The 23,910-nt window shown below is 37.2% G+C and carries 20 protein-coding genes; 15 read left to right on the top strand and 5 right to left on the bottom strand.

Annotated elements, in window-relative coordinates; all coding sequences use genetic code 11:
* Positions 1-258: 258 nt before the first annotated feature.
* Positions 259-1,521, bottom strand: a complete 1,263-nt coding sequence (locus AC3ANV_RS16860) for an O-antigen ligase family protein (RefSeq protein ID WP_488309845.1) — start codon at positions 1,519-1,521, stop codon at positions 259-261.
* A gap of 428 nt (positions 1,522-1,949) precedes the next feature.
* Here AC3ANV_RS16860 and AC3ANV_RS16855 point away from each other — a divergent pair, with 428 nt between their 5' ends.
* The 7 genes from AC3ANV_RS16855 to AC3ANV_RS16825 all read left to right on the top strand — a co-directional run bounded on the left by AC3ANV_RS16855 (position 1,950) and on the right by AC3ANV_RS16825 (position 11,196).
* Positions 1,950-2,792 carry a sugar phosphate isomerase/epimerase family protein gene (locus AC3ANV_RS16855; protein WP_488309844.1) on the top strand — a complete coding sequence of 281 codons (843 nt, stop codon included), beginning with the start codon at positions 1,950-1,952 and terminating at the stop codon, positions 2,790-2,792.
* A 203-nt stretch (positions 2,793-2,995) separates the two neighbouring features.
* On the top strand, positions 2,996-4,003 hold the full coding sequence (locus tag AC3ANV_RS16850; RefSeq protein WP_488309843.1) for a LacI family DNA-binding transcriptional regulator: 1,008 nt from the start codon (positions 2,996-2,998) through the stop codon (positions 4,001-4,003).
* A 291-nt stretch (positions 4,004-4,294) separates the two neighbouring features.
* The gene (locus AC3ANV_RS16845; RefSeq protein ID WP_488309842.1) at positions 4,295-5,338 is read left to right on the top strand and encodes a zinc-dependent alcohol dehydrogenase; all 1,044 of its coding nucleotides are present in this window, start codon (positions 4,295-4,297) and stop codon (positions 5,336-5,338) included.
* Positions 5,307-7,073, top strand: coding sequence for a thiamine pyrophosphate-binding protein (locus AC3ANV_RS16840; protein ID WP_488309841.1), 1,767 nt, complete (start codon positions 5,307-5,309; stop codon positions 7,071-7,073). The genes AC3ANV_RS16845 and AC3ANV_RS16840 overlap by 32 nt, the downstream gene beginning before the upstream one ends.
* 56 nt (positions 7,074-7,129) lie before the next feature.
* Complete coding sequence (locus AC3ANV_RS16835) at positions 7,130-8,092, top strand: hydroxymethylglutaryl-CoA lyase (protein WP_488309840.1); 963 nt, start codon at positions 7,130-7,132, stop codon at positions 8,090-8,092.
* A gap of 43 nt (positions 8,093-8,135) precedes the next feature.
* A complete protein-coding gene (locus tag AC3ANV_RS16830; protein WP_488309839.1) occupies positions 8,136-9,566 on the top strand; it encodes an aldehyde dehydrogenase family protein in 1,431 nt (476 codons plus the stop codon).
* A gap of 310 nt (positions 9,567-9,876) precedes the next feature.
* The gene (locus AC3ANV_RS16825; RefSeq protein ID WP_488314260.1) at positions 9,877-11,196 is read left to right on the top strand and encodes an MFS transporter; all 1,320 of its coding nucleotides are present in this window, start codon (positions 9,877-9,879) and stop codon (positions 11,194-11,196) included.
* A gap of 161 nt (positions 11,197-11,357) precedes the next feature.
* Here the strand turns inward: AC3ANV_RS16825 and AC3ANV_RS16820 are convergent, their stop codons facing one another.
* Complete coding sequence (locus tag AC3ANV_RS16820) at positions 11,358-11,531, bottom strand: hypothetical protein (RefSeq protein ID WP_488309838.1); 174 nt, start codon at positions 11,529-11,531, stop codon at positions 11,358-11,360.
* Between the two features lie 389 nt (positions 11,532-11,920).
* On the opposite strand from AC3ANV_RS16820, the gene AC3ANV_RS16815 reads away from it, so the two are divergent.
* Positions 11,921-12,091: a hypothetical protein gene (locus AC3ANV_RS16815; RefSeq protein ID WP_488309837.1), complete on the top strand. Its 171-nt coding sequence runs from the start codon at positions 11,921-11,923 to the stop codon at positions 12,089-12,091.
* 129 nt (positions 12,092-12,220) lie between these two features.
* Here AC3ANV_RS16815 and AC3ANV_RS16810 read toward each other — a convergent pair whose 3' ends face one another.
* Positions 12,221-12,781, bottom strand: a complete 561-nt coding sequence (locus AC3ANV_RS16810; RefSeq protein WP_488309836.1) for a hypothetical protein — start codon at positions 12,779-12,781, stop codon at positions 12,221-12,223.
* A gap of 255 nt (positions 12,782-13,036) precedes the next feature.
* On the opposite strand from AC3ANV_RS16810, the gene AC3ANV_RS16805 reads away from it, so the two are divergent.
* Both AC3ANV_RS16805 and AC3ANV_RS16800 read left to right on the top strand, forming a co-directional pair.
* Complete coding sequence (locus tag AC3ANV_RS16805; RefSeq protein WP_488309835.1) at positions 13,037-13,849, top strand: HAD family hydrolase; 813 nt, start codon at positions 13,037-13,039, stop codon at positions 13,847-13,849.
* A 181-nt stretch (positions 13,850-14,030) separates the two neighbouring features.
* A complete protein-coding gene (locus AC3ANV_RS16800; protein WP_488309834.1) occupies positions 14,031-14,492 on the top strand; it encodes a DUF4231 domain-containing protein in 462 nt (153 codons plus the stop codon).
* A gap of 48 nt (positions 14,493-14,540) precedes the next feature.
* On the opposite strand, the gene AC3ANV_RS16795 is transcribed toward AC3ANV_RS16800, so the two are convergent.
* Entirely contained in the window at positions 14,541-15,965 is a 1,425-nt protein-coding gene (locus AC3ANV_RS16795) for a Na+/H+ antiporter NhaC family protein (protein ID WP_488309833.1), read from the bottom strand.
* Between the two features lie 171 nt (positions 15,966-16,136).
* Here AC3ANV_RS16795 and AC3ANV_RS16790 point away from each other — a divergent pair, with 171 nt between their 5' ends.
* From AC3ANV_RS16790 to AC3ANV_RS16775, 4 genes are all read left to right on the top strand, one after another.
* Positions 16,137-17,291, top strand: a complete 1,155-nt coding sequence (locus tag AC3ANV_RS16790) for a glycosyl hydrolase family 18 protein (RefSeq protein WP_488309832.1) — start codon at positions 16,137-16,139, stop codon at positions 17,289-17,291.
* 386 nt (positions 17,292-17,677) lie between these two features.
* On the top strand, positions 17,678-18,883 hold the full coding sequence (locus tag AC3ANV_RS16785) for a macrolide family glycosyltransferase (RefSeq protein WP_488309831.1): 1,206 nt from the start codon (positions 17,678-17,680) through the stop codon (positions 18,881-18,883).
* A gap of 485 nt (positions 18,884-19,368) precedes the next feature.
* Positions 19,369-20,079 carry a cysteate racemase gene (cuyB, locus tag AC3ANV_RS16780; protein WP_488309830.1) on the top strand — a complete coding sequence of 237 codons (711 nt, stop codon included), beginning with the start codon at positions 19,369-19,371 and terminating at the stop codon, positions 20,077-20,079.
* A 117-nt stretch (positions 20,080-20,196) separates the two neighbouring features.
* Complete coding sequence (locus AC3ANV_RS16775) at positions 20,197-21,072, top strand: LysR family transcriptional regulator (RefSeq protein ID WP_488309829.1); 876 nt, start codon at positions 20,197-20,199, stop codon at positions 21,070-21,072.
* A gap of 662 nt (positions 21,073-21,734) precedes the next feature.
* Here AC3ANV_RS16775 and AC3ANV_RS16770 read toward each other — a convergent pair.
* Positions 21,735-23,009 (bottom strand): prolyl oligopeptidase family serine peptidase, encoded by a 1,275-nt coding sequence (locus AC3ANV_RS16770; protein ID WP_488309828.1) that lies wholly within the window; start codon positions 23,007-23,009, stop codon positions 21,735-21,737.
* A 575-nt stretch (positions 23,010-23,584) separates the two neighbouring features.
* Here AC3ANV_RS16770 and AC3ANV_RS16765 point away from each other — a divergent pair.
* A complete protein-coding gene (locus AC3ANV_RS16765; RefSeq protein ID WP_488309827.1) occupies positions 23,585-23,785 on the top strand; it encodes a cold-shock protein in 201 nt (66 codons plus the stop codon).
* The last annotated feature ends 125 nt before the right edge of the window (positions 23,786-23,910 follow it).

The following is a 23,910-nucleotide window of genomic DNA, read 5'->3' as shown; positions in this document are numbered from 1 at the left end:
TGAAAAAACGCTTGGATATGAAGTGAACCACAAAAGTTAGAAATTTATTTTATTATTAGACAGCTTCTAGGGCTTGAGATCGGTATTGTACCTGACTCAAGCCTTTTAATTTTGACTTAATTCGTTTGAGATTCTAATAATGGTTACTTAAATGGGATTTACTGGTGATACCAAAAAGCTAAGGCAGGTTACTTCTGTACAATTTTATTTACAAAAAGGATGACTAAAACTTTGTGGTTTAGTCATCCTTTTTAACTATTATTTTAGTTTTTGTTCATTGTATCGTAACCTAATAATAAATGCCGAGTATCTTTTTTGTATTTTCCTTAGCTTTGTTTTTGGAAGATCCAGAAATGAGAAAGAGAAATTTTTTGTGTATTTGTCCCAATAAGCCAGTAATATAATTGTTAGTAAGGCAATTTGTGGTGAAAAAATCGGTTCATCTAAAATTCCTGTAAAAACAATTATTGGCAAACTGAGGAGGAAATAATCCAGTAATCCGTTTTTATTTTCTTTATAAAAGAATAAGCTTACTGATTTATACATAGTTGTGAAAAGAAGAATTAAAAATGCCATTCCGCCTAATATACCGTATTCTGCGAAAAATCCAATAAATATATTGTGAGAGTGTACAATTTCTATATTAAAAAACTTTATATATTGATCTCTAAATCCTAGTGGAGTCATACCAAAAATGGGATGTTGTTTCCACAATTCAATAGAATTTGTCCAAATTTTTTCTCTAACTTGAGTGGAGTAATTGATTAATTCCTTTCTCGGCATGAGTTCAAACACCTTTTTCATTTGAACAAGGAAAAATATTAAAATGGTAAAAAAGAAGATTTTATTTAAGCGTAAAAAGAATAACAAATAAATAAAAACCATTGTCATAAAACCTGCACGAGAACCAGTAGCAATTACTCCATTACTTAAAATCAGTAATAGTGGGATTTGCCAACTAAGAAAAACAAATTTTTTCTTACGAATGGTAGAATGCATTTCAGCAAAAATAAAAGCTATAGCTAATAAGAGCAGATACATCGCAAAGTTAGAATTATATGAACTTCCAAATAGACGTGTATAATCTGTATCACCCAATAGCTTTGTTCCCGTTACTATTCCCAACGCGGGATTCATTGAAGTCCATTTCGGAGCCCATCCAATCAAACAGTTATAAATTCCACCAAATATCATTATCCATTTATAATCTCGAAAATTATCTTTTGAGCCATTTGACATAATGCTAATATAAAGTCCCCAATAGCCGAGAATCATGATGCTTGCAACTAACAGAAAAACATTCCTCATTTGAATTACTGCACCAACCGTTGATATAAAAAGGCAGAGGAAAAAAAGAGAGATTAAGGAAAAGAATAAATCTTTATTATCCCTCCAAGTTTTCTGAAATGTAACAAAACTAAATATGAACAAGAAAAGGATTCCGACAGGTGGTAATAAAAAACATAAGATGGTACTAATTTGAAGCTTTTTAGTTTCTAATAGTTTAAGAATAGAACGCATTAATTTACCTCATTTTCCTAGATTTCTTGCATTCTTTTTCCTACACGAATTAACGAATCAATGGGGAATTTCTGTACACATAATAAAAGTATACATTGAAAATATTAATTTTCTATGAACAAAGCAAACTGTCTGCGATTTCCGTTAGTATGTAATTAGTCTATATAGTCAGATGAATGGGTGATTGGAGGAAATTGGTTTGAAGAGAGACAACAGGTTAGTCAAAACTAATAAATTCTGAATTGGTAATAAAAACTGTAGGAATATAAAAAACTTTTTATTTAGTAGGAATTTATTGAAAACGCATACATCATATAATAAAATAAAATTAAATTTCACCCTTTTAGTTCTTTTCTGGACATCATTTTTAGATCGATCTAATAAAAAGTAAGATTGATTTAAACCTAAAATTACAAGGAGGATAAATAATGAAAAAACAATTTTCTTTAGCGAATCTTACAGTACTTGGTTGTCCGCCCCCGGAGATGACATACATCGCTGCACGGGCAGGCTATGATTTTGTCAGCTTGAGGCCAATCTACATGGGGCTACCAGGGGAGCCGGACTTTTCATTTGCCAAAAACAAGGAGCTGATGCGGCAAACGAAAACGGCACTTTCTGAGACCGGCGTCAGGCTTCTGGACATTGAACTGGCAAAGATCTTTGATGGCCTCGATCCGAAAAACTATTTATCTGCTATGGAATCGGCTGCCGAGCTTGGTGGAAAACATGTTCTCAGCAGTATTTGGACCGACGATCGTAATTTTGCTATCGAATGTTTTTCGGAACTTGGTGAGCTGGCTAAACCATTCGGCCTTACAGTGGAATTAGAGTTTGTTCCGATTGCCAGCGTCAAAAACCTTGAAGGCGCACTAGATGTTCTTCGTAATGCAAAGCAGGATAATGCTGGTTTGATGATCGATATTCATCATTTTCACCGTTCAGGGGATAAAGTGGAAGATTTGGATGCAGTACCACGTGAATGGTTTCGCTTTTTACATCTTTGCGATACGATGAAAGAAATACCTAGTTCGATGGAAGAAATGACTAGAACCCTTCGGGAAAAACGCTTGTATATAGGCGAGGGCGGCATTGATATTGCAAGTATTGTTAATCGAATTCCTGAAATCCCATATTCAATTGAATTGCCAAATATCAAGCGTGTTAAGGAATACGGGTTTGAAGAGCATGCACGTCGCTGCTTGCAATCAGCGAAGAACTATTTTGAATTACACCAGCGTAATGAAAGAAACTACTTTTTTATTAACTAAAAATTAGATCGATCTAATTTCAGAAGAAGCTTAATTGGAAAAATATCTTCTTATTCATTTACTCAGGGGGGATTACAGGATGTTTTTTTATGATAAAATGTTTAGTATTATAAATGGAATTAGTAGGTACGAATAATGTATTTTCCTAGTGCATGGATCGTTACCTCTTTTAATAATAACAATTAATTAAAGATGGTGAAAATGTGGCCAAACAAAAGCGTGTCACTTTATTAGATGTTGCCAAGCATGCCGGTGTATCTCGTGCGACAGCTTCATTAATTGTGCGTGGAAGTCCTAATATTGCTGAAAAAACACGAAAAAAAGTACTGGAATCTATGCGTGAACTTGGATACGTTTATGATCGGGTTGCGGCAAATATGCGTTCTCAAAGCTCTTCTACCGTAGGGCTTATTATAACCGATATTGGAAATCCGTTTTATTCAGAGTTACTTAGAGGTGTCCATAATACATTGGAAGATGCCGGATATACAATTTTTCTTGGAACAACGTATGATTCAGATACCAAGCAGGAACAACTGATTTCAAGAATGCTTGAACATAGAGTGGGGGGAATCATTTTGTGTCCCGTCTCTGATAGTTCAAATGAAACCATAGAGCGAATCAAAAAACTGGAGGTTCCGCTAGTTCAAGCCGTAAGGGAAATAGAGGATATAAATTCTGATTATGTTGGGATTGATTATACGGCTGGAGCACAGATGGCTATAAACTACTTAATCCAAAAAGGGCATCGGAGGATTGCATTTCTTGGGGGGGCTGGCGGATCATCTGCGTGGAAAAAAAGGAAGCAAGGATATTGCAAGGCTTTAATTCAGGCTGGCATAGAAGTAGATGAAGCATTTATTATAGAAAGCCCTGTTACTAGAGAAGGGGGAGAGGCTGCCATTCGCAAACTCCTTCTTCATCGTAAACCCCCAACAGCCGCTTTATGTTTTAATGATTTAGTTGCTCACGGAGTGATGCTTGGTTTAAACGATGCAGGAATTACTCCCGGACAAGAAATGGCCATTGTGGGGTTTGATAATGTTCCCGAAGCCTCGCTATATAATCCTCCGTTAACAACTGTCTCCTCGTTTGCGAGATTAATCGGCTCTCAAGCGGGTAGTCTTTTACATCAAAGGATATTAGATCACGATCGGAAACAGCAGCGAATTATTTTACAACCCGAGCTTGTTATTCGAAAATCTTCATAGGAAAAGTGTCAAGTGTCAAAGGAGAGGGGACATATCCTTCTCCTTTAGGATATGATTATTTTTTTCTTGATTATTATCGAGAATTCATTAATTATTAAGAAAATTTAAAAATATGATTGCGGTTTCAAAAGAAATAGTTTAATATAATGATAACGCTTTCCTATTAGATCGATCTAATTCATTTGTCCAATTAGTTATCGAAGGAGTATTCAAAAAAATTAGATCGATCTAACTAATTATTGAAGGGAGTGAACTTGTTAGATTTTCCTAAGAAAAAAGAGGTTAGAAGAAATGGCGGCGAAGAAAATGTTGGGACTATATATTAAAAACCCGGGAGAATTAGAATTAAAAGAATTTATTTCAAAATCTTCTCTAAAGGAGAACGAAGTTAAAATCAAATTAATCTATGGAGGGATTTGTGGATCAGACATTAGTGTATTTAAAGGGAAATTGACTCATGCCAAATATCCGGTTATTCCAGGACATGAAATTGTTGGAGAAATTACGGAAGTCGGTAGGAATGTAAACCTTGAGGTTGGCAGCAGAGTAGTAGTTGCCCCTAACTCTTTCTGTGGTGAATGCGAGTACTGTTTAAAAGGAAAAACAAATATTTGTAAACATAAGCAATCATTAGGTGTAAATGTTGATGGAGGGTTTTCAAAAGAATTTACGATTTCATCCAAATATGTCTTACCAATACCTGACAAATTGTCAGATGAAAAAGCTGTATTAATTGAACCTTTTGCTGTTATTGTTCATGCCTTTAAAAAAGTCAGCATTACTAAAGATACAACGATTGCAGTTATTGGTTGCGGTACTGAAGGGATGTTGGCTTTAACTTTAGCTAAATATTTAGGGGCAAAAATTACGGCAATCGACATTAATCCGAAAAAACTGGAAAAGGTACGTAATAGTTTTCAAGGAATTACAACAGCACTTCCTCAAGATATGACTAACATGGATTTTGATGTCGTAATCGAAGCTGCCGGTTCCATTTCCTCAGTTGAACAAGGGGTTAATCTTCTTAAACCGGGGGGCTCAATGGTGCTGATAGGGATAACACCGGAAGCAAATTTTCCAGTTATCAAAATTGTACGAAATGAATTAAATTTACACGGTTCGATTATTTATAATTTTCCTGAGGATTTTTTAAGATGCGTGGATTTGTTGCTACAAGACGATTTCAATGTAGAGCCGATTATCTCGAAAGTATACAACTTTATCGATTACCAAAAAGCTTATGATGACGCGGTTTCAGGTCAATACGGAAAAATAATTTTAAATTTTAAGGAGGATAATGTGAATGAAAAAATTAGTATCACACCAGTTGGTTAACTATCTGGAAGAACGAGGAATTGAACATATCTTTGGATTATGCGGACATACGAACATAGCAGTTTTAACTGCATTGGAAACGAGTACAATCAAATTTGTCAATGTTCGCCATGAACAGATTGCTGCTCATATGGCTGATGGCTATGCAAGAGTAAAAAAACAAGCAGCGGTTTTACTCAGCCATCTAGGTCCCGGTTTAACCAATGCTGCGACAGGGGTTGCCAATGCAGCGTTGGATTCGATTCCCATGGTCGTGATTGCCGGTGATGTACCAACACATTACTATGGAAAGCATCCACATCAAGAGGTTAATTTACATGCTGATGCAACTCAATATGAAATTTACCGGCCATTTGTTAAACGGGCTTGGAGAGTTGACAGCCCACATCTATTCCCAGAGATTTTAGAGAAAGCATTTCGCTTAGCGGAAAGCGGAAATCCCGGTCCGGTTCTAATTTCCGTTCCTATGGATATTTTTTCAATTGAAATGGATACAAGTCATTTTGAACGAGTTACGCACAATACAAAAAAATTGCATAAACCTTCTATTGATAAAGAGACTGCACAAAAAATTATGCAGACATTAACAAGTGCGAAAAACCCTCTATTCTATGTGGGAGGGGGGATTATGCTAGCCGATGCTGCACAAGAGCTAAGACAGCTTGTTGATCACTTAAATATACCAGTTGCTTATTCTCTGATGGGGAAAGGGGCTGTTTCTGATGAACATCCGCTTACACTGGGGATGACGGGGTTTTGGGGAACAAAGTTTATTAACGATAAATGTAAGAAAGCAGATTACATTTTAGCATTAGGTACACGATTTGGCGAAGCAGATAGCAGTTCTTGGGAGTCAGAATATACATTCAATTTTCCACCAACGAAATTGATCCAAATCGATATTGATCCAATTGAAATAGGTCGAAATTACCCGGTAGAAATCGGAGTTGTGGCTGATTTAAAACAAGCCTTGACCGTTTTAAATGATGTTGCTGAGGAAATGCTGCCAAATGGTTTACAACCTGTTTCTTTAAACTCGCTAAAAGAAGAGATTGCTAGAAATCGTAAAGTTTTTAAAGAAAGCAATAAACCGTTTATTCAAGACAATTGTTTTCCGATGATGCCACAACGAATTTTAGAAGAAGTTCGTCAGGTGCTTCCGAAAGATGCACTTATCACAACAGATGTAGGTTGGAATAAAAATGGGGTTGGACAGCAATTCCCTATCTATGAAGCCGGATCTATACTTACTCCAGGGGGTTACTGCACGATGGGATTTGGCGCACCAGCCGCTTTAGGAGCCAAGATTGCTAAACCGGATCGAGTGGTTGTCTCTTTAGTTGGAGATGGAGGGTTTGGTCAAAATCCGGCAGTGCTTGCAACTGCTTGCGAAGAGAATATCCCAGTTGTATGGATCATCATGAATAACTTTGCTTTTGGTACAATCGCAGGATTACAAAAGGCTCATTTCGGCACAACTCTCGGTACTGTTTTCGAGAAGGATGGGGAGCCATATTCCCCTGATTTTGCTGCAATTGCCAGAGCATATGGTATTGAAGGAATAAAAATACAAGCGGCCGAAGAATTCAAACCGGCATTAGAAAGAGCAATTAGAATGAATAAGCCTGTAGTCATTGATGTTGCCATGCTCAATAATCCGGTTCCAACAGATGGCCATTGGAATATCATGGATATTTATTCCCCAAATAAAAAGGTTCATCATGCATCAGTTTAATAGATTAATTTAAATGGATGTTATTAAAAAGTAATTTGACAAGGAAGAGGGATCGGATGAGTACATTATCGAGTATGAATCTGCCAACAAAGGTTGTAATTTGTGAGGTAGCTCCACGTGATGGATTCCAAGCGGAGAAAGTATGGATTCCAACAGAAGTTAAAATGGCACTAATTAAAAATTTAGCTCAAACAGGGATTCAATCGATGGAAATTACTTCATTCGTCCATCCAAAAGCAATCCCGCAATTGAAAGATGCAGAGGATGTTGTGAGACAGGCACAAGAATTCACAGGTATTAAATTCCGGGCACTTGTGCCGAATGTAAGAGGGGCACAACGTGCGATTGATGCAGGAATTAAAAAGTTAAAACTAATGCTTTCTGCGACAGATTCCCACAGTATTTCTAATGCTAATTGTTTAACAGAGGAAGCGATGAATGGCTTTGGGCCTATTATTGAATTAGCAGGAAAACATGGAGTCAAAGTGGGAGGTTCGATTTCGGTGGCTTTCGGGTGCCCGTTTGAGGGGATCGTTCCATTGGAGCGTATAGGTCAAATTGTGGAACGCTATATATCAATGGGGATTGAAGAAATATCCTTAGCTGATTCAACCGGAATGGCAAATCCTAGACAAGTGTATGAAACATTAGGTCATCTAAAAAACCTTTTTCCTACTATTATTTTTTCGATGCATCTTCATAACACGAGGGGGTTGGCACTTGCAAACGTTTTTGCCGCTTTGCAACAGGGCATTACTCATTTTGATAGTTCGATAGCAGGATTAGGCGGTTGTCCATATTTACCAGGTGCATCCGGAAATATTGCATCAGAGGATCTTGTTCATGCATTGCATGAAATGGGTATGGAGACAGGAATCAATTTAGATTTGCTTATTCATACAGCAAAAGAGGTAAAGCAACGAATTGGACATGATGGGGGAAGTTATATGCTCCAGGCTGGCCCATTTTCGCAAATACATGAAAAACCAAAATCTCAAGAAAAATTAGGGACTATTTAGCAATTAAAATTAGATCGATCTAATTCATATTGGAGGTAACCATATGTCAAATACTGTTACAAAGCAAAAGGAACTAACATACGAACAGCAGGAAGAATTAGAATTAGCGTTTGAACGTGCAAAAAAAGCATTGGCGATTATTGCCACTTACGATCAGGAAAAGGTGGATCGTCTATGTCAGGCTGTCGCTTGGGCAGTATCAAACAAAAAAACATTTACACGGTTGGTTAAGATGGGGATCGAAGAAAGTGGTCTTGGCGATCCGGTAAGCCGGATGGGTAAACGTTTAAAAATCCGTGGGATCCTTAGAGATGCGCTGCGCCAAAAAAGTGTTGGAATTATTGAGGAAAATCAAGAAAAAGGAATTGTGAAATTTGCAAAACCTGTTGGGATTATCGCATCTATCGTACCAACAACCAATCCCGATCTAACGCCGGCCGGTACTGCCATTTATGCGATCAAAGCAAGGGATGTAGTGATTTTTTCTCCCCATCCACGTTCCAAAAAGACTTCTTTTGAGACGGTTCAGTTAATGAGAGAAGCACTTGAGCGAGAAGGAGCACCTGCTGATATTTTACAATGTTTACAGAATGTCAATATCCCTATGACCAAAGGACTTATGGAGCGTGCAGATCTTGTCTTAGCAACAGGTGGCAAAGACATGGTAAAAAGTGCGTATAGCTCCGGAACCCCAGCTTATGGTGTAGGAGCGGGTAACTCGACCATGATTATTGATGAAACGGCCAATACAGCAGAAGCTGCCCGTAACACAATGTTGAGTAAAACATCTGACTTTGGATCAGGCTGTTCAGCCGATGGAAACCTAATCATTAGCGAAAAGGTATACGATGAAATGGTAGAAAAACTAGTTTTAGAGGGCGGCTATTTGGCGAACGATAAAGAAAAAGCAATGCTGCGTGCAGTTATGTGGGACGAAGAAGGGCATCGTTTACCTACAACTGTAGCCATTGCTCCACAAAAATTAGCTGAAATTGCCGGATTTCAGATCCCGGACGACCGTAAGTTTTTGATCGTTAAAGGAGATGGGATAGGTAAAAACTATCCATTTTCCGGCGAGAAATTAACTACTCTTCTTGCGGTTTACAAATATGAGGGCGAATTTGAGAATGCACTGGACATGATGCGTGCAATCTACGAAGTGGGAGGAAAGGGCCATTCTTGCGGAATCTATTCTTTTAACGACGATCATATCCATCGTCTTGGCTTAGCAGCACCTGTTAGCCGGATCATGGTTCGTCAGCCTCAGTCAAAAGCAAACGCAGGAGCTTTTAACAATGGAATGCCAATGACCTCAAGTCTTGGCTGCGGTACTTGGGGAGGAAATGTGGTTTCAGAGAATGTGCATCTTAAACATTATTTGAACACAACTTGGGTATCCTATCCGATTCCTGAAGATAAACCGTCAGATGAGGAACTTTTTGGAGAATTCTACGACCCTGAATTAGAAAAATAATGGAAGAATAAAAAAGGCTTCTCTTGTTCTGTTTTTATATTAGACCTGTTCTTACTATTTTGTTTAAAATAGTAAGAACAAGGTTAAATGGATTAGGGTAGTAGGACCTCAGAAGGCGGAAATAAAGGGATGTTACCTGCAGCATTGGCCTATTATTCGGGAGCGAATGAAACCGCTTTCGATGTACGATACGCCTATAACAGGCTTTGGAAGGAATTTTCTGAATTTTAAGGATAAACAGATTTTTAAAATCTAAGAAAAAATTATTCTTTATTTTTGAAAAGGGGGTTATTCAGTGGCAAATCAACCACTGCAAAAAACTGTTGGTCAACCTATATCAAAACCATTAAACACTAAACCATCACGTGCTCGTTATCTTATTTTATTTTTACTATTTATCGGTACAGCTATTAATTATCTTGACCGTACCAATATTTCAGTAGCAGCCCCATTTATTAAGACAGACCTTCACTTAAATCCAGCTATGTTAGGTTTGATTTTTTCAGCATTTGGTTGGTCCTATGCTTTCATGCAAATTCCGGGCGGGTGGTTTTTAGATCGTTTTGGACCAAGGTTGGCCTATGGTACCTCGCTCATTTTATGGTCTTTGTTTACACTCTTCCAAGGATTTGCCAGAAATTTCGGTCTATTATTTGGTTTACGCGTCGGTTTGGGTCTTTCTGAGGCTCCAGCCTTTCCGACGAATAGCCGGGTTGTTGCCGCATGGTTTCCACAGCAAGAACGTGCTTTTGCGACAGGGGTTTATACGGCAGGAGAGTATATTGGCTTAGCTTTTCTTACCCCTTTTCTATTTTGGATTCTGGACAAGTTTGGTTGGTCTTCCATCTTTTTCGTTACAGGTTTAATAGGATTAGTTTGGTCCATCATGTGGTTTAAACTTTACCGTGATCCTAAGGAAAGTAAGCGGGTTAATCAGCTGGAGATGGATTATATTCGAGAAGGTGGGGGATTGGCAGAGAAGGCTGGCGAAAAGATAAAATTGAATTGGTCCCACTTAGGTCATTTGTTTAAGTTTAGACAATTCTGGGGAATTTATATCGGTCAGTTTGCCATCGCGTCCACACTTTACTTTTTCTTAACATGGTTCCCTTCCTATCTTGTCACGGCAAAACATATGACCATGCTAAAAGCTGGATTTGTTGCATCTGTTCCTTACATTGCTGCATTTATTGGAGTCCTTTTCGGTGGTTTTTGGTCCGACAGAATGGTGAAAAGCGGCAGGTCCACTGGAGCAGCGCGTAAAATTCCGATCATAACAGGGTTATCTTTGGCCTGTCTTATTATATTGGCAAACTATACCTCATCAACAAGTTTGGTTATCCTTATTATGTCGGTTGCTTTTTTCGGGCAAGGGATGTCAGCGATCGGTTGGACTCTCGTTTCAGATATTGCCCCTCGGGAATTAGTTGGCTTAGCGGGCGGCGTATTTAACTTTGCTGCCAATTTATCAGGGATCATAACCCCCATTGTAATCGGATTCATTGTCAATTCAACTAATTCATTTAATGGAGCTTTATGGTTCGTTGGTGCAGTGGCTCTTCTGGGAGTGATTGCTTACACCTTTATAGTGGGAGAAGTTCGTCGTATTGATTTAAAAAGTAACCAATAGACATATGTTTATGTTTTGATGTTAATACAACTTTACGGACGTTCCTATTAAATCACACATCATAACGGGCATCTAAAACATGACAAAAGGCTTCCCTAAGAGGGAAGCCTTTTGTTTAACAGCGTTCATGTTATTCTAATGTCTTGATGTATATGTTGTATCTAACCTACGTTACTTTCTTCGAGAGCATGTTGCCAACTTGGGTAGTAATACAAAGCACTCCGCATTAAATCAGGATAAAGTTGTTTTACCTCTTTTTTACGTAGAGATTTACCTTCGTGCTGTAACTTCTGGATCTGAGTAATGACTTCCTTTGATGTAAATTTGACATCCAATATTCATTCCTCCCTTTCCAAGTTATCGTTACCATCTTTCCCATTGGCTTACCAATTAAAACTAGGAACATTGATGCATATTTGTCGCACCCATGTTTCCACAAAGTCTAGCAAATAGAAAAAGTATTGTAAAGAAATCTGTTTTATAGAGAGGATTTCCGCCAAGAATGGATGTTGACATAATCCGAATGAACGAAAGTCAATTCAATAAAAAATATAGGTAGTTTAATTATTTAAATCTCTGATATAAAACTGTTATTCTTTATTAACTAAACTGTAAACAAGCTATGATATGGTAGTTACGCTAAGGTATTTCCTAAATGCATAACCTTAAGATTGTTTAAGAGTAGTAACGCTGATATATATTGTTAAAAGAATGGGGGATAGAGATGGGCGAAAAAAGTAGTTGTAAAATAGATGGAATTGATAAGGATATTTTGAAGCAAATGGAACTAAAAAGAAGGGAAATCATTTCAAACATTTCGGATTTGCCTCCATCGAAAAAAGAAATCGCGATTAAAAACCTTGATAAATTAATTATATTATCAAATAAGAAATAATGAGAAAAACTAAGCACAGGAAAACTATCCGTGCTCAGTCCGGCTTGTTTTGCGAATATCCGATAACGAAAAAGGCTGATTGGAGTTAATTCCGAATCAGCCTTTTTTATAATCGAATTATAGCTTTGCTCATTTCCACCATTTCCACCATTTCCACCATTTCTTTTGATTGGCGGCTGCAATCTGCATTCTTGTTTCTTGCTCAATCTTACTTCGTTCAGCCTCCAATTGCTCCGTACGTTCTACATATTTCAAGATTTGATTAATCTTCTCTTCTTGCTTAGCTTCCCGTACAGCCTTTTCCTTTAAATGTTTGATCAACTCTAAGTTTATTTGCTCCAAATGTTCTATACGTTCCAATAGTTTATCATAGTTGGTATCATGCTCACTATTCCGATCATTAGTAGTCTGTATCGGCTCTACTTCCGTAACGGTGACCGTTTTATATTCTTCAGAAAACCACGTCAACACTGCTTCGGCTGAACGTTCCATCGTCATTCCATCTTGCTTACTGAATTCGATTAATTTGCGGAGCACGATAACATCTTTTTCAAAATAGCCTCTGTGTCCTCTATTATTTCGGTGAACGTCATACCCATGCCCCTCCAAGAGAGTGGCATACTTTCGTAATGTATTGCTATCTATTCCAAGCAATTCCTGTACGTCCCTAGGTGAATGTATTACCGTCATAACATAACACCTCCGCTATAACACTTCTCTATAACGCAGCGAATCCCTCTTTTTTTTTAGAAAATATTCTGAAAATTCGCAGGCATGCTCATGTTGAGTTGATACTAAGTTGCCCCGTCCTCCCGCAGGATTCCCGCACCTTCCGCTCCAAATTGCTATACTCTATTAAAAGGTTATTTTTGAATATAGAGTATTATTGATTAGCGTCCGTGGAAAAATAAGCAGAGTCTAAAGATAGCGAGAGAAGGAGTAAAAATGCAGAAACAAAACATCATATTTAATCTTGACGATACGCTAGTATATTGTAATCGATATTTTAACCAAGTTATCGAAATGTTTGCCGGTCAAATGACCAAATGGTTTGCCACTCTAACCAAAGAGGAAATAAAACTGAAACAACTAGAAATTGATTTAGAATCGATTAATAAATACGGTTTAACATCAACCCGATTTCCTGAGTCCTTTGTTGGTACATATAATTATCTTTGTGACTTAACGGGAAAAGAAAAGGAAAAGTCCGATATTGAATTTTTAAGGGAGTTGGGGTTTAAGGTATTTAAAATTCCTGTCGAGCCGATCCCATTTATGAATGAAACATTGCAACAATTAAAAGAAGCAGGGCACGAATTGTATTTGCACACGGGTGGTGATGAGGCTAATCAACGCAGGAAAATCACTCAGTTAGAACTAACGACCTTTTTTGAACATCGAATCTTTATATCAGAGCATAAAGATACAACAGCTTTATCGGATATATTAAAAACAATAGATGCGGATCCTAAAATAACGTGGATGATTGGAGATTCATTAAGAACAGATATAGTGCCGGCGCTGGAGATGAACATCAATACCATTTACATACCTGCAGAAACAGAATGGAAATATAATGTTGTTGAAGTTAAGGTGGAGCCAAAAGGGGCTTTTTTTACCTTAAATTCACTAAATGAAGTACCTGATGCCATTCATAAACATATTCTAGAGGAAGGTCAATTGAGGAATAATCTTTCTTCAAGTTATGATTTTCATAATCGAAAAGGGGAAGAAGGATCTTTACACATAAATGGTTAAGCTTTAATTCAGAGAATGTATTTAAAGCAGCCCAAAGGTACCGGTTTAATATGTAAAAAAGGCATCATCCAAATACTGGATGATGTCTTTTTTTCGTAAATAAAGAAATGGAGGTCATGATCAGATAATGAAACATATACTTTTATATAATGATATGGTTTTTCGATAGGAGGAGCATAATTTGAGTTCCAAGACTAAAATTGAGGTTTTAATGAATGACATACATAGTAATCTTTCCTTTTTTGAAAAAAGGAAAGATAAAAATAAAAAAAGGGCGTATAAGCTAAAGTTAGCTTCGATAACATCATCTGCACTGGTTACTCTATTATTAGGGTTCAGAGGTGTTAATGTAAACCTGTTCTCAAATATTGCCTTATTTTTTGCAGCACTAATTACTATTTTTAATGGGATTGAAGGTTTCTATAATCATAAGGAGTTGTGGTTTAAGGATGTAAAAACATTATCTGATTTAAAGGCATTAAAAAGAGAGGTTGAATTCAGCATAGCGGGAGAGCCCGAAGAACCAATTTCACCAGAACTACTTACACATTATAAAAACAAACTTCAACATATTTTAAACGAAGACGTAAATACCTGGTCCAAAATGAAAGAAAGCCAGGAGCAACAAGCTACAGACAGTTAACGATGTCTTTATATATGGCGAAGCCGCAATTTTTTAAGGATAACATATTTAAGAAATAAACAAAGCCCCTACAATATATAAAACGACGGCAATCGCACCGCCAATCGAAGCAATCTTCAATTTATAACGGGCATAATCGACAAGAGTCATATCGAGTATGGATGCTGTGGTAATGGTAGTATCGCCCAATGGTGAACATAATGCGCCAAATGCTCCACTTGCAAATACTGCCCCAACGGTTATCGGGATGGATGCCCCGGTAGAAACAGCCAATGACATTCCTAAGGGCATGAACAATCCCCATGTTCCCCAAGAGGAACCAATAAAATAGCCGATAACGGAACCGAGCACGAAGATAGTTACCGGGGTCAGAAAGGCAGGTAAGAAGGAACCTAAGGTGGAACTAATAAATTTTGAAAAACCGAGATCCTCTGCCGATAGGGTCAAGGACCAGATGAGGACAAGCAGTATGATGGCCTCCATCATTTGGTTTCCTCCATCAAAAAAATGGTACAGGATTTCAGCTAATTTCTGCCGTCTTATAATGTAAAAAACAAAGGATAATACAAGGGTTATAAAAACAGCCAATAGCATGACAAAGGTGGCATCCGCCATCGAAAATGCCTCGAATATGCTATGTGCTCCTTTAGCTGTACCATCTTGCCACAAAAGAAATAAGGATAATCCCAGCAGCAAGAAAACAGGGAAAATCAAATTCCACGGTTGGGCTCTAACCAATGACAATTCTTTTGTAATTCCAGCCCGGTGAAATTCATTTACTTCCTCCTCTTCCTGTTTTTGATCTTGTTTTAGGATGGATTTCTTATTAGCAGGGTTCCAAAAGGTTTGGACAATCCCAATCACCAACATCACAATGGCAAAAAAATCAAACAAAATACTCAGCAAAAAAACATGGTAGGCTGACATCCCTAAATGAAGCTTTCGAATGTTTCCTTCCACTAAAGAGACCATGAATCCTACAAATGCGGTAGCTACTGGTAAAAGAACTATGACTGACTCTGTTGAAACATCCATCGTTAGCCCGACTCTTTGCTTCGACAAGTCCATTTTTTTAATCAGGGATTTAACAATTGGGCCAATCATCATGATCCGAAACATGGGCATCATAAACGTAAAAGGGAGAGTAAGCCAAATAAGCCCAAGCAGACCGCGCTCTGTTCGAATCCTATTCCCAACCCATTCGGAAAAGCCTTTAATCCCTCCTGAAATGTTCATCATCCCAACCAGACCGCCAAATAAATAAAGAAACCCGATGATTTTAATATTGTTACCGGTGGACAAGGTTGTCACGATATAGGATACCGTTTGATAGGTCCCATTTAATAAATTGGCTTTAAAAATCAAAGAACCCACCAGCAATCCCAGGACAAGACCGGGTAAGATGTTTTTTAGCCAGATGGACATGGAAATCACAATAATAAAAGGTAACAATGAAAGCCAAGTATGTTGCAAAGTATCTCCCCCCTAAAACTGATAACGTAATCCTAAGAATTCTTTCAATTAGTATTGCCTAAATTCAACCATTTAAAAGAAATATGAAGTGGGTAAAACATAGATATGATTTCCTGAATAAGTTTCAACTTTTCTCATCAACTTAAGAAATATACAAAATTAGAGAAGTAGGTGTATTATATCGCGAAACTTTATCGGGCATTCACCATCATTTCATTAAGCATCGCTTTTTTACTTATATCATCCTGCAGTCAGTCACAAAGGAAGGAATCCGGCCCTAAAATTAATCAGGAAAATAAATACGGTATTGGAAAGCCATCGCAAAATAAAACGCCTCGTGAAGTTTTAGGTTTCTACACAGAACAGGAAGGTACGTTACCGGGGTCTCAATTTACAGTTAACGAGCAATTCACCAATTTAAGTATCATTGCACCCTTTTGGTACAAGCTTGATGATAAACATCCCGGCAGTCTTATTGATTCCGTTACAGACGACCATAAGAGAAAGGTTATTCAGAGTGCTCATGAAAAACGCCTGAAGGTATATTTGCTTGTACACAACCTTTTATATGAAACCGTTGAGAAAGGTAAGCAAGTAGCAAGTAATGTACTCGATAACGATAAAAACCGCAATGTTTTCATTCAGAACTTACGAAATGAAATGAATCAGTTCAACTATGACGGAGTTAATATTGACATGGAAAATTTGTATTTGACTGACCGGAATTCCTTTAGTCTGATGATAAAAAAATTGTCTGATATGCTGCATCGAGATGGAAAAGCAGTGACGGTTTCAGTCCCGGCAAATACAGGTGATTCCCGTGCTAATCCCTGGTCAGCGTGGTTTGATTACGCAAAAATTGGCCGATTTGCAGATAGGTTAATGATTATGACATACGATGAACACAACCCAAGAACAACACCCGGGTCAACGGCATCAGTCGATTGGACAGAAGCAACGATCCGTTATGCTTTGAAACATGGTGTTCCACCTTCAAAAATTTTACTCGGTATCGCCGGTTATGGATGGGACTGGGACACAACAGCAAACAAAGCCATTTATAGCTCCTATGCACAGATAATGGAGCTGAAAACAAAATATCAAGCTAAAATTATCTGGGACACCCGTACGCAAACACCACATTTCGGTTATGTAGACGAAAAACATCATAGCCACCAGGTCTGGTTTGAAAATAGCTACAGTCTGAGGTTTAAACTAAACCTTATGGAAAAATATAATTTACAAGGAATCGGGATTTGGCGGCTCGGTTTAGAAGACCCTAAATTCTGGACGGCCATACCCGAGAAAATAAGAGTGAAAAAATGATGAATAGGGTTTCCCAAAATCCTAAGCTTTTTGGGGACACCCTCTTTTTTTTTGCATAAAAAATAAGAAAACGGTTCTCTTAGTGTTTTTTGGGAAGTTCTGTACAATTATTGCTAGGGTGGTAGAAAGATTAATACTTGCCGGGATAATTTGGTCTGATAAGATCTTCAGCCAACGGGTTCGTTTATTGAAAATGGCATTACTTTTTAATGATTTCGTTTGATGTGATATTAATTTTAGATTACAAGGGTGATTAAAAGTTTGAGATTTTCAAGTATTGTACTATGATAAATTTAATTCCATTATTTGAGTTGGACAATGGTATGGGACAGTGACCCATACTCTTACACAATTTAGAGAATATCTTTACCTAAGGAGTGGTAGTAATGGCACGTGTTTTATTTATTAATGCTGGATCAGAAGGACATATTAATCCAACTATTGGCGTTGTGCAAGAGCTTATTTCCCGCGGAGACGAGATCGTCTACTTTACGATAGAAGATTTTCGAGAGAGTATTGAGAAGACGGGAGCTACCGTACGAACATTTGACGGTCAAAAATTTTTAAACGCCTTTATCTCAGGTGGAAGAAATTATTTACACGAAAGAATCAACGGACTTTTACGTACGGCTGATATCGTTATACCTAGCGTTCTTGAACAGATCAAAGGAGAGCACTTTGATTACATCATCCACGATTCTATGTTTGGCTGTGGACGTTTACTTGCCCAAATCCTTAAGCTTCCCGCAATCAGTTCATGTACATCTTTTGCCCAGACTAAAATATCATTCGATAGAATATTAGAACATCTTTCACAAAATATCCCAACGGAAATTGTTAAAAGGATAAATGATGATTTTCAAAACCTAATAACAATAATTAAGGAAAAATATCATGTTGAAATCAGTTCTCCTTATGAAGTTTTTTGTAACCCTGCACCATTGACAATCGTCTATACAACTAAGGAGTTTCAACCTTTTGGAGAAGCATTTGACCAAACTTACAAATTTGTAGGTCCATCCATCTCTTCACGATTAAAGCAGAATAACTTTGATCTTGCTGCCATCAAAGGAAAAAACCCCATTTACATTTCGCTCGGTACAGTTTTTAATCGTGCTGTTGATTTTTATAAGCTTTGTTTTGAAGCATTTGCCGACAGCAATCACACCGTTGTCATGGCGATCGGGAAACAAACCCGACTAGATGATTTGGGAGCGATCCCCCCAAATTTCATTGTGAAAAATTATGTTCCACAAACCGAAGTGCTTAAATACACTAAATTATTTATCACACATGGTGGAATGAATAGTACCAATGAGGGTCTCTATTACGGGGTACCGCTAATTGTCATTCCACAAAGTGCGGATCAGCCGATGGTTGCTCAACAAGTTGCCAATATTGGAGCCGGTATCAAATTACAAATGCAAAGCTTGACTGCAAATCAACTACGTGAAGCCGCAGATCACGTGCTGAACCATCCAAATTTCCTTGAAGCTGTTTCAATTATTAGCAAATCATTTCAAAGCTCAGGTGGGTATCGCAAAGCTGTTGATGAGATTTTCAATTTTAAAAGTCAATATGATATCTTATAAAAATTTTCTCAGCTGCCATTCTATTGGTAGCTTTTTCTTAGTGTTTACAGTAACTACTGTTTTAATTAAGTATGGAACAGGAGATATTATAAAAGCTAGATTGTGAAGTTTTGTACTTAAAGAAACGTGGGAGGTTAGTTCAAGTGCAAACTTCATAAAGTGATAGAAAAAAGCCAATTTTACTTAGGTGAAATTGGCTTTTTTCTATCTCCTGTAATAACTTTACGTAAGGGAACAATTCGGATGACCTGCAGGAGGAAGGCTACACAACAATGCTCCGAGGGTTTTAACGGAAATGTTTTTCAATGGAATGTTGGTAATAATTTGGTACAAACGAGGCTTTATCATAATCAAGGCTATCGATATATTGTTTCTATAAGTGTATAGATTATTTCTATAATTCATCAATTAGTATAAAAATTATAATATAGGAAAGCTTTCCAAAAACTATAAGGTTAAAAATTTATTATTAAGTGGTGAAGAAAATGCAAAAAGTAGTTGGGATTATTGGTGGAATGGGACCATTAGCAACTGTCGATTTAATGAATAAAATTATTTTCTATACACCTGCAAAGAAGGACCAGGATCATATCCATATTATCGTGGACAATTATTCACAAATACCTGATCGAACAACAGCTATTTTGGAAAAAGGTACAGATCCTGCCCCATTTATTATACAATCAGCACAAAGACTAGAAAGTGCCGGTGCGGATTTTCTTGTAATTGCATGCAATACCGCTCACTTTTACTTTAATTCAATAGAAAATTCCGTCAGTATCCCAGTATTAAATATGCCATTAGAAACAGCTCGCTTTTTACATGAAAAAAGCTTTAGAAGAGTTGGATTGTTAGCTACTGATGGAACAATAAATACAAAACTGTATCAACATAGTTGTCAAGCCTATGATATTAATGTCATTGAACCTGATTTACAAATGCAGAAAGAAGTGATGGAAGGAATATATGCTATTAAAGGGAGTGATTTAGAGAAAGGGCTTTTATACCTTTCAACAGTAGCTAATACATTAATAAATCGAGGGGTAGAAGCTATAATAGCGGGTTGTACAGAGATTCCTCTTGTACTTAAATCTTCGCAAGATATATGTGTTATTGACCCAACAGAAATTTTAGCCAAAACCGTAATTAAAACAGCTATTGGGAAAGTATCAGCAAATGCAATTGGTGTAAATTAATAAATGAAAGAAGATGTAATGAGGTAGCGATATTTTTTTCTTTTTAATAAAGTTAAATTTATTGATTTGTTATAGTAGATAAATGAAATGGTGAACTAAAATAAGGAGCAGTAAGAAATGAATATTGAAAATATTGAAGCCTTCATCTATGTTTGTCAATTAGGTAGTTTCAATAAAGCAGCAGAGGCTCTTTATTTAACTCAACCTTCTGTAACAGCTCGTATTCAATCCCTTGAACGTGAAATTAATTTAAAGCTTTTTCATCGAAATGGGAACAAAATTTCTTTAACTGAAAAGGGAGAATATTTCTTTCCACATGCACAAAAAATTCTTCAATCTTATCAGGAAGCAAAGTACGGATTACAACAGGTAACTGTACCTTATGAGCTAGTCCTTGGGAGTGCTTTGTCTATTTCAAATAACGTTCTCCCTGATATTTTGCCGGCTTTTAAATCAAAGTTTAATGACGTTAGAATAAAAATTATAACGGGGCATTCTAAAGACATTTTGCACAAGGTCATTAACAAAGAGGTGGACTTTGGTATTATACGAACAGAAACTCACCCTCAAGTAGAATCAATTCGTCTTTACAATGATCCTATTAGCCTCTTTGTCCCTGCAAATCATTCTTTTTTAAAAGAAGAAGGAGTAACAGTAGAGGATGTAGCTAAACAGCCTCTTATCTTTTTTGATTATGGATCTATCGATTGGCTTATTATTCATCGTCTCTTTATAAGTAATGGTGTAAATCCGAATATATATTTAGAAGTTGATAATATGGAAACTGCTAAAAATTTAGTATTGCAAGGTCTAGGCATTAGCTTTTTACCTGAGCATTGTGTAAGAAAAGAACTAGAAAATGAAGAGTTATTTAGAGTAGAAATGACTCCTCCAGTAAAAACGAATATTAGTATTGACTTTATTTATTTAAAAGGTAAACCTAAATCTGTTTTTATGGATTTTTTAAAAAATAAAATGTTTGAAAAACAATAAACTGAATGACGTTATCAATCGGTTTATTGTTTTTTTGTTTTAAAGACTAATTTATCTAATTGATTACTTCTTTAACCATATAGTTTTCCTTTATAACTTAACTTTAAATAACATCTGCATATAGATAGCTCTTACGATTAAATCGAAACCTCCCCCAATCTTAGCTCAAAAGTTCACTTGCTGAGGACCTGTCGTATATAGTAGATAGCCAATTTGCAAATTTCTTTACTCCAATTGTTCACGATTCCTTTTTGCTTTTCACAATTTTAGGAAAAAAGGAAATTTAGCATCCTTTTGATTCAAGTCCCTCACTTGTGCGGGTCTGTGCCTCTTCGTGACGAGTTTCTACTATTAAATAGTGTCCTTTTTTCGATACCGGTTTGGCGATCCAAGTGGAAAGGTGAGCTTTATAAAATTGTGTCTCATATCCAAAGTCCAATAGCCTTCTGAAAAACTCCAATTTTCTTTTCTTATGGCAGATTTAGCAGCATACTTTTCTTTCATGAATTTGTTATATGCCTTTACTTTCGGAAAACCAATTGACCGAAAAGAATTAAGAGAAAACACCGCCATCAATAAGCGATGTTTTCAGAAAGAATATTTTCTTGCATGAATGTGTTTAATAACTGCACTTTACATATAGGATCGGCGAATCCGGTTTGTTATTGTTTTGACTGCAGCGCCAACCATTGGAGAAGCGTTACATCTTTGCCGTTTACTTTTACGGGAGAACCATCGTAATCAAGTATACATTCGTCTTTGAGCATGTAGATCCAGGTACCATGGCCGAAGAATTCAAAGGGGTTGCCTTCAGTATCCATGAAAATGCCTGAGGTATCTACGACCTTATCAAAGAATGAAAAGTGAACATTGGGTGCACCGACTCTGAGTAGACGCTCGTATGTTGGAATTACTGTGATCTCAGGATTTACAATTGTATCATTTTTGGCATGTGTGAACCAGATAGGAGTATTCTTGATAGCTTCAATAGTTTGATCTGTGATCTCCGTGTCATAGAGGGCTTCGCATACAGGATATGCAGCAGCGAAGAAACCGGGGTAATCGATTATCATGCGCATCGTCATGAAGCCGCCGTTGGAACAGCCACCGATGTAGATGCGATTTGTATCTATGTCTGAATGAATATCAACAAGCTCATCAATGAGCGCTTTCAATGCCGTCACGTACTTTGATTTTCCGTTCTGAGTATACTCGCCGCTACCGTCGTCCATCCACATTGTGGGTACTTGGGGAGCAAGGACATAAGCGCCGCCGAATATTCTCTGTACTTTATCGCTCGACAAGTTTACAACCTTATTTCCGGTATAAGCGATCGCAGTGTCATATCCGCCTTCGCCTGCACCATGCAGCCAAATAATCAAAGGAAGTTTTCCAATGCTCATATTGGGTGAATAATAGCCGAAACGCAGGGGCATTTCAGCATATGATGATTTGCTGTTTACCCAGCCTTTGACTTGCTCCATGCTGCCGCCGCTGAAATGATCATAGACAAGCCCTGAAATGGGATCATTATCGGTTTGTATTTCTTTCACCTGCGTTATGCGAAAATCGCAGAAAACATATACATTATGTCTCTGTTCCAGAAACGCAGTTTCTGAGTTTAAACGGTTGTTCGGTTCACATTCGAGTTCCAGCGTGCCATTACGGCCGATTTCGGTTTTGTTCCCATATCCGTCTGATGTATACGCTTTTGTGACACGACAATATCCTTTTGACGGACGGGTCTCTTTCGAATTCCATTCTTTTCTGAGTTGAAGCACTTCGCCGGTTTTTTTGCTTCGTCTCTCAACATAAACGTTGAAAGTATGTTCCGATAGCACCTCTGATTTAACAGATTGGGAAAGCGGAAGAATGATTTTCGTTATGTAGGGGCCATAGTCAGTTACTTCAGTCACAGTCATATAAGAACGATTCATTTTTATATCTCCTTTTGTAAAATCACTTAATCAAAGAACATTACCAAAACCAATCTTCGGTACTGAAAACGAAACGTCGTGTGGGTGCGTAAACCAGTTTTAATTTTTTCATGGCGGTTTCGGTTTGTTTACTAAAATTGTTTACAAAAAGTTTAGAAAATTCTTATTATTTACAATCGTATCACTCAAAAAAAGTGGATGTCAACGCTTAATTGACTAAACAAAGCTAAACTGGTTGAAAAAGTTTAGGGAAAATGTAAAACGTAACATATGATACAAAACCATGTTTGTCACTTTAGACGGATTATCAAAAACCAGACTTTATTGAAGGGTTGATTGAGTCTGCAAAAAATAGGTTGGAGATGCTTTTCTCCTTGATTCCCAACAACGATTATTTAAGGCTTAATTCGATTTATTTTTAGTAACCTTGCAAAAACTTTCAAACAATGCTATTCTAAAGAGGAATTATTTTTGTTCGGTGTTAAGGATAGTATAAGTACTGACTTTTCGTCTTGAAGATTTGAGCAAGGATAGTAACACATTGTGTGCACTGCACACAACAGGAGGAAATACAAATGGAACAAGGTAAAGTGAAATGGTTTAATGCAGAAAAAGGTTTTGGATTCATCGAACGTGAAGCAGGAGACGACGTATTCGTACATTTCTCAGCTATCCAAAGCGAAGGTTTCAAATCTTTAGACGAAGGTCAAGCAGTTACTTTTGATGTAGAACAAGGTCAACGTGGACCCCAAGCTACTAACGTTCGTAAAGCTTAATTCTAAGAACGAATATAGGCAGGCTCTAATTTAGAGTCTGTTTTTTATTTGTCTAAAACAAAAACCCCACTCACGAATGAGTAGGGTAGAGGAAACAGCGAACATGAAACAGTAAATCAAATGGT

The sequence above is a fragment of the Neobacillus sp. DFD-2R genome (genome assembly GCF_057747865.1).
The sequence above is the reverse complement of the archived record's forward strand: the minus strand, read 5'-3'. Positions and strand labels throughout refer to the sequence as shown.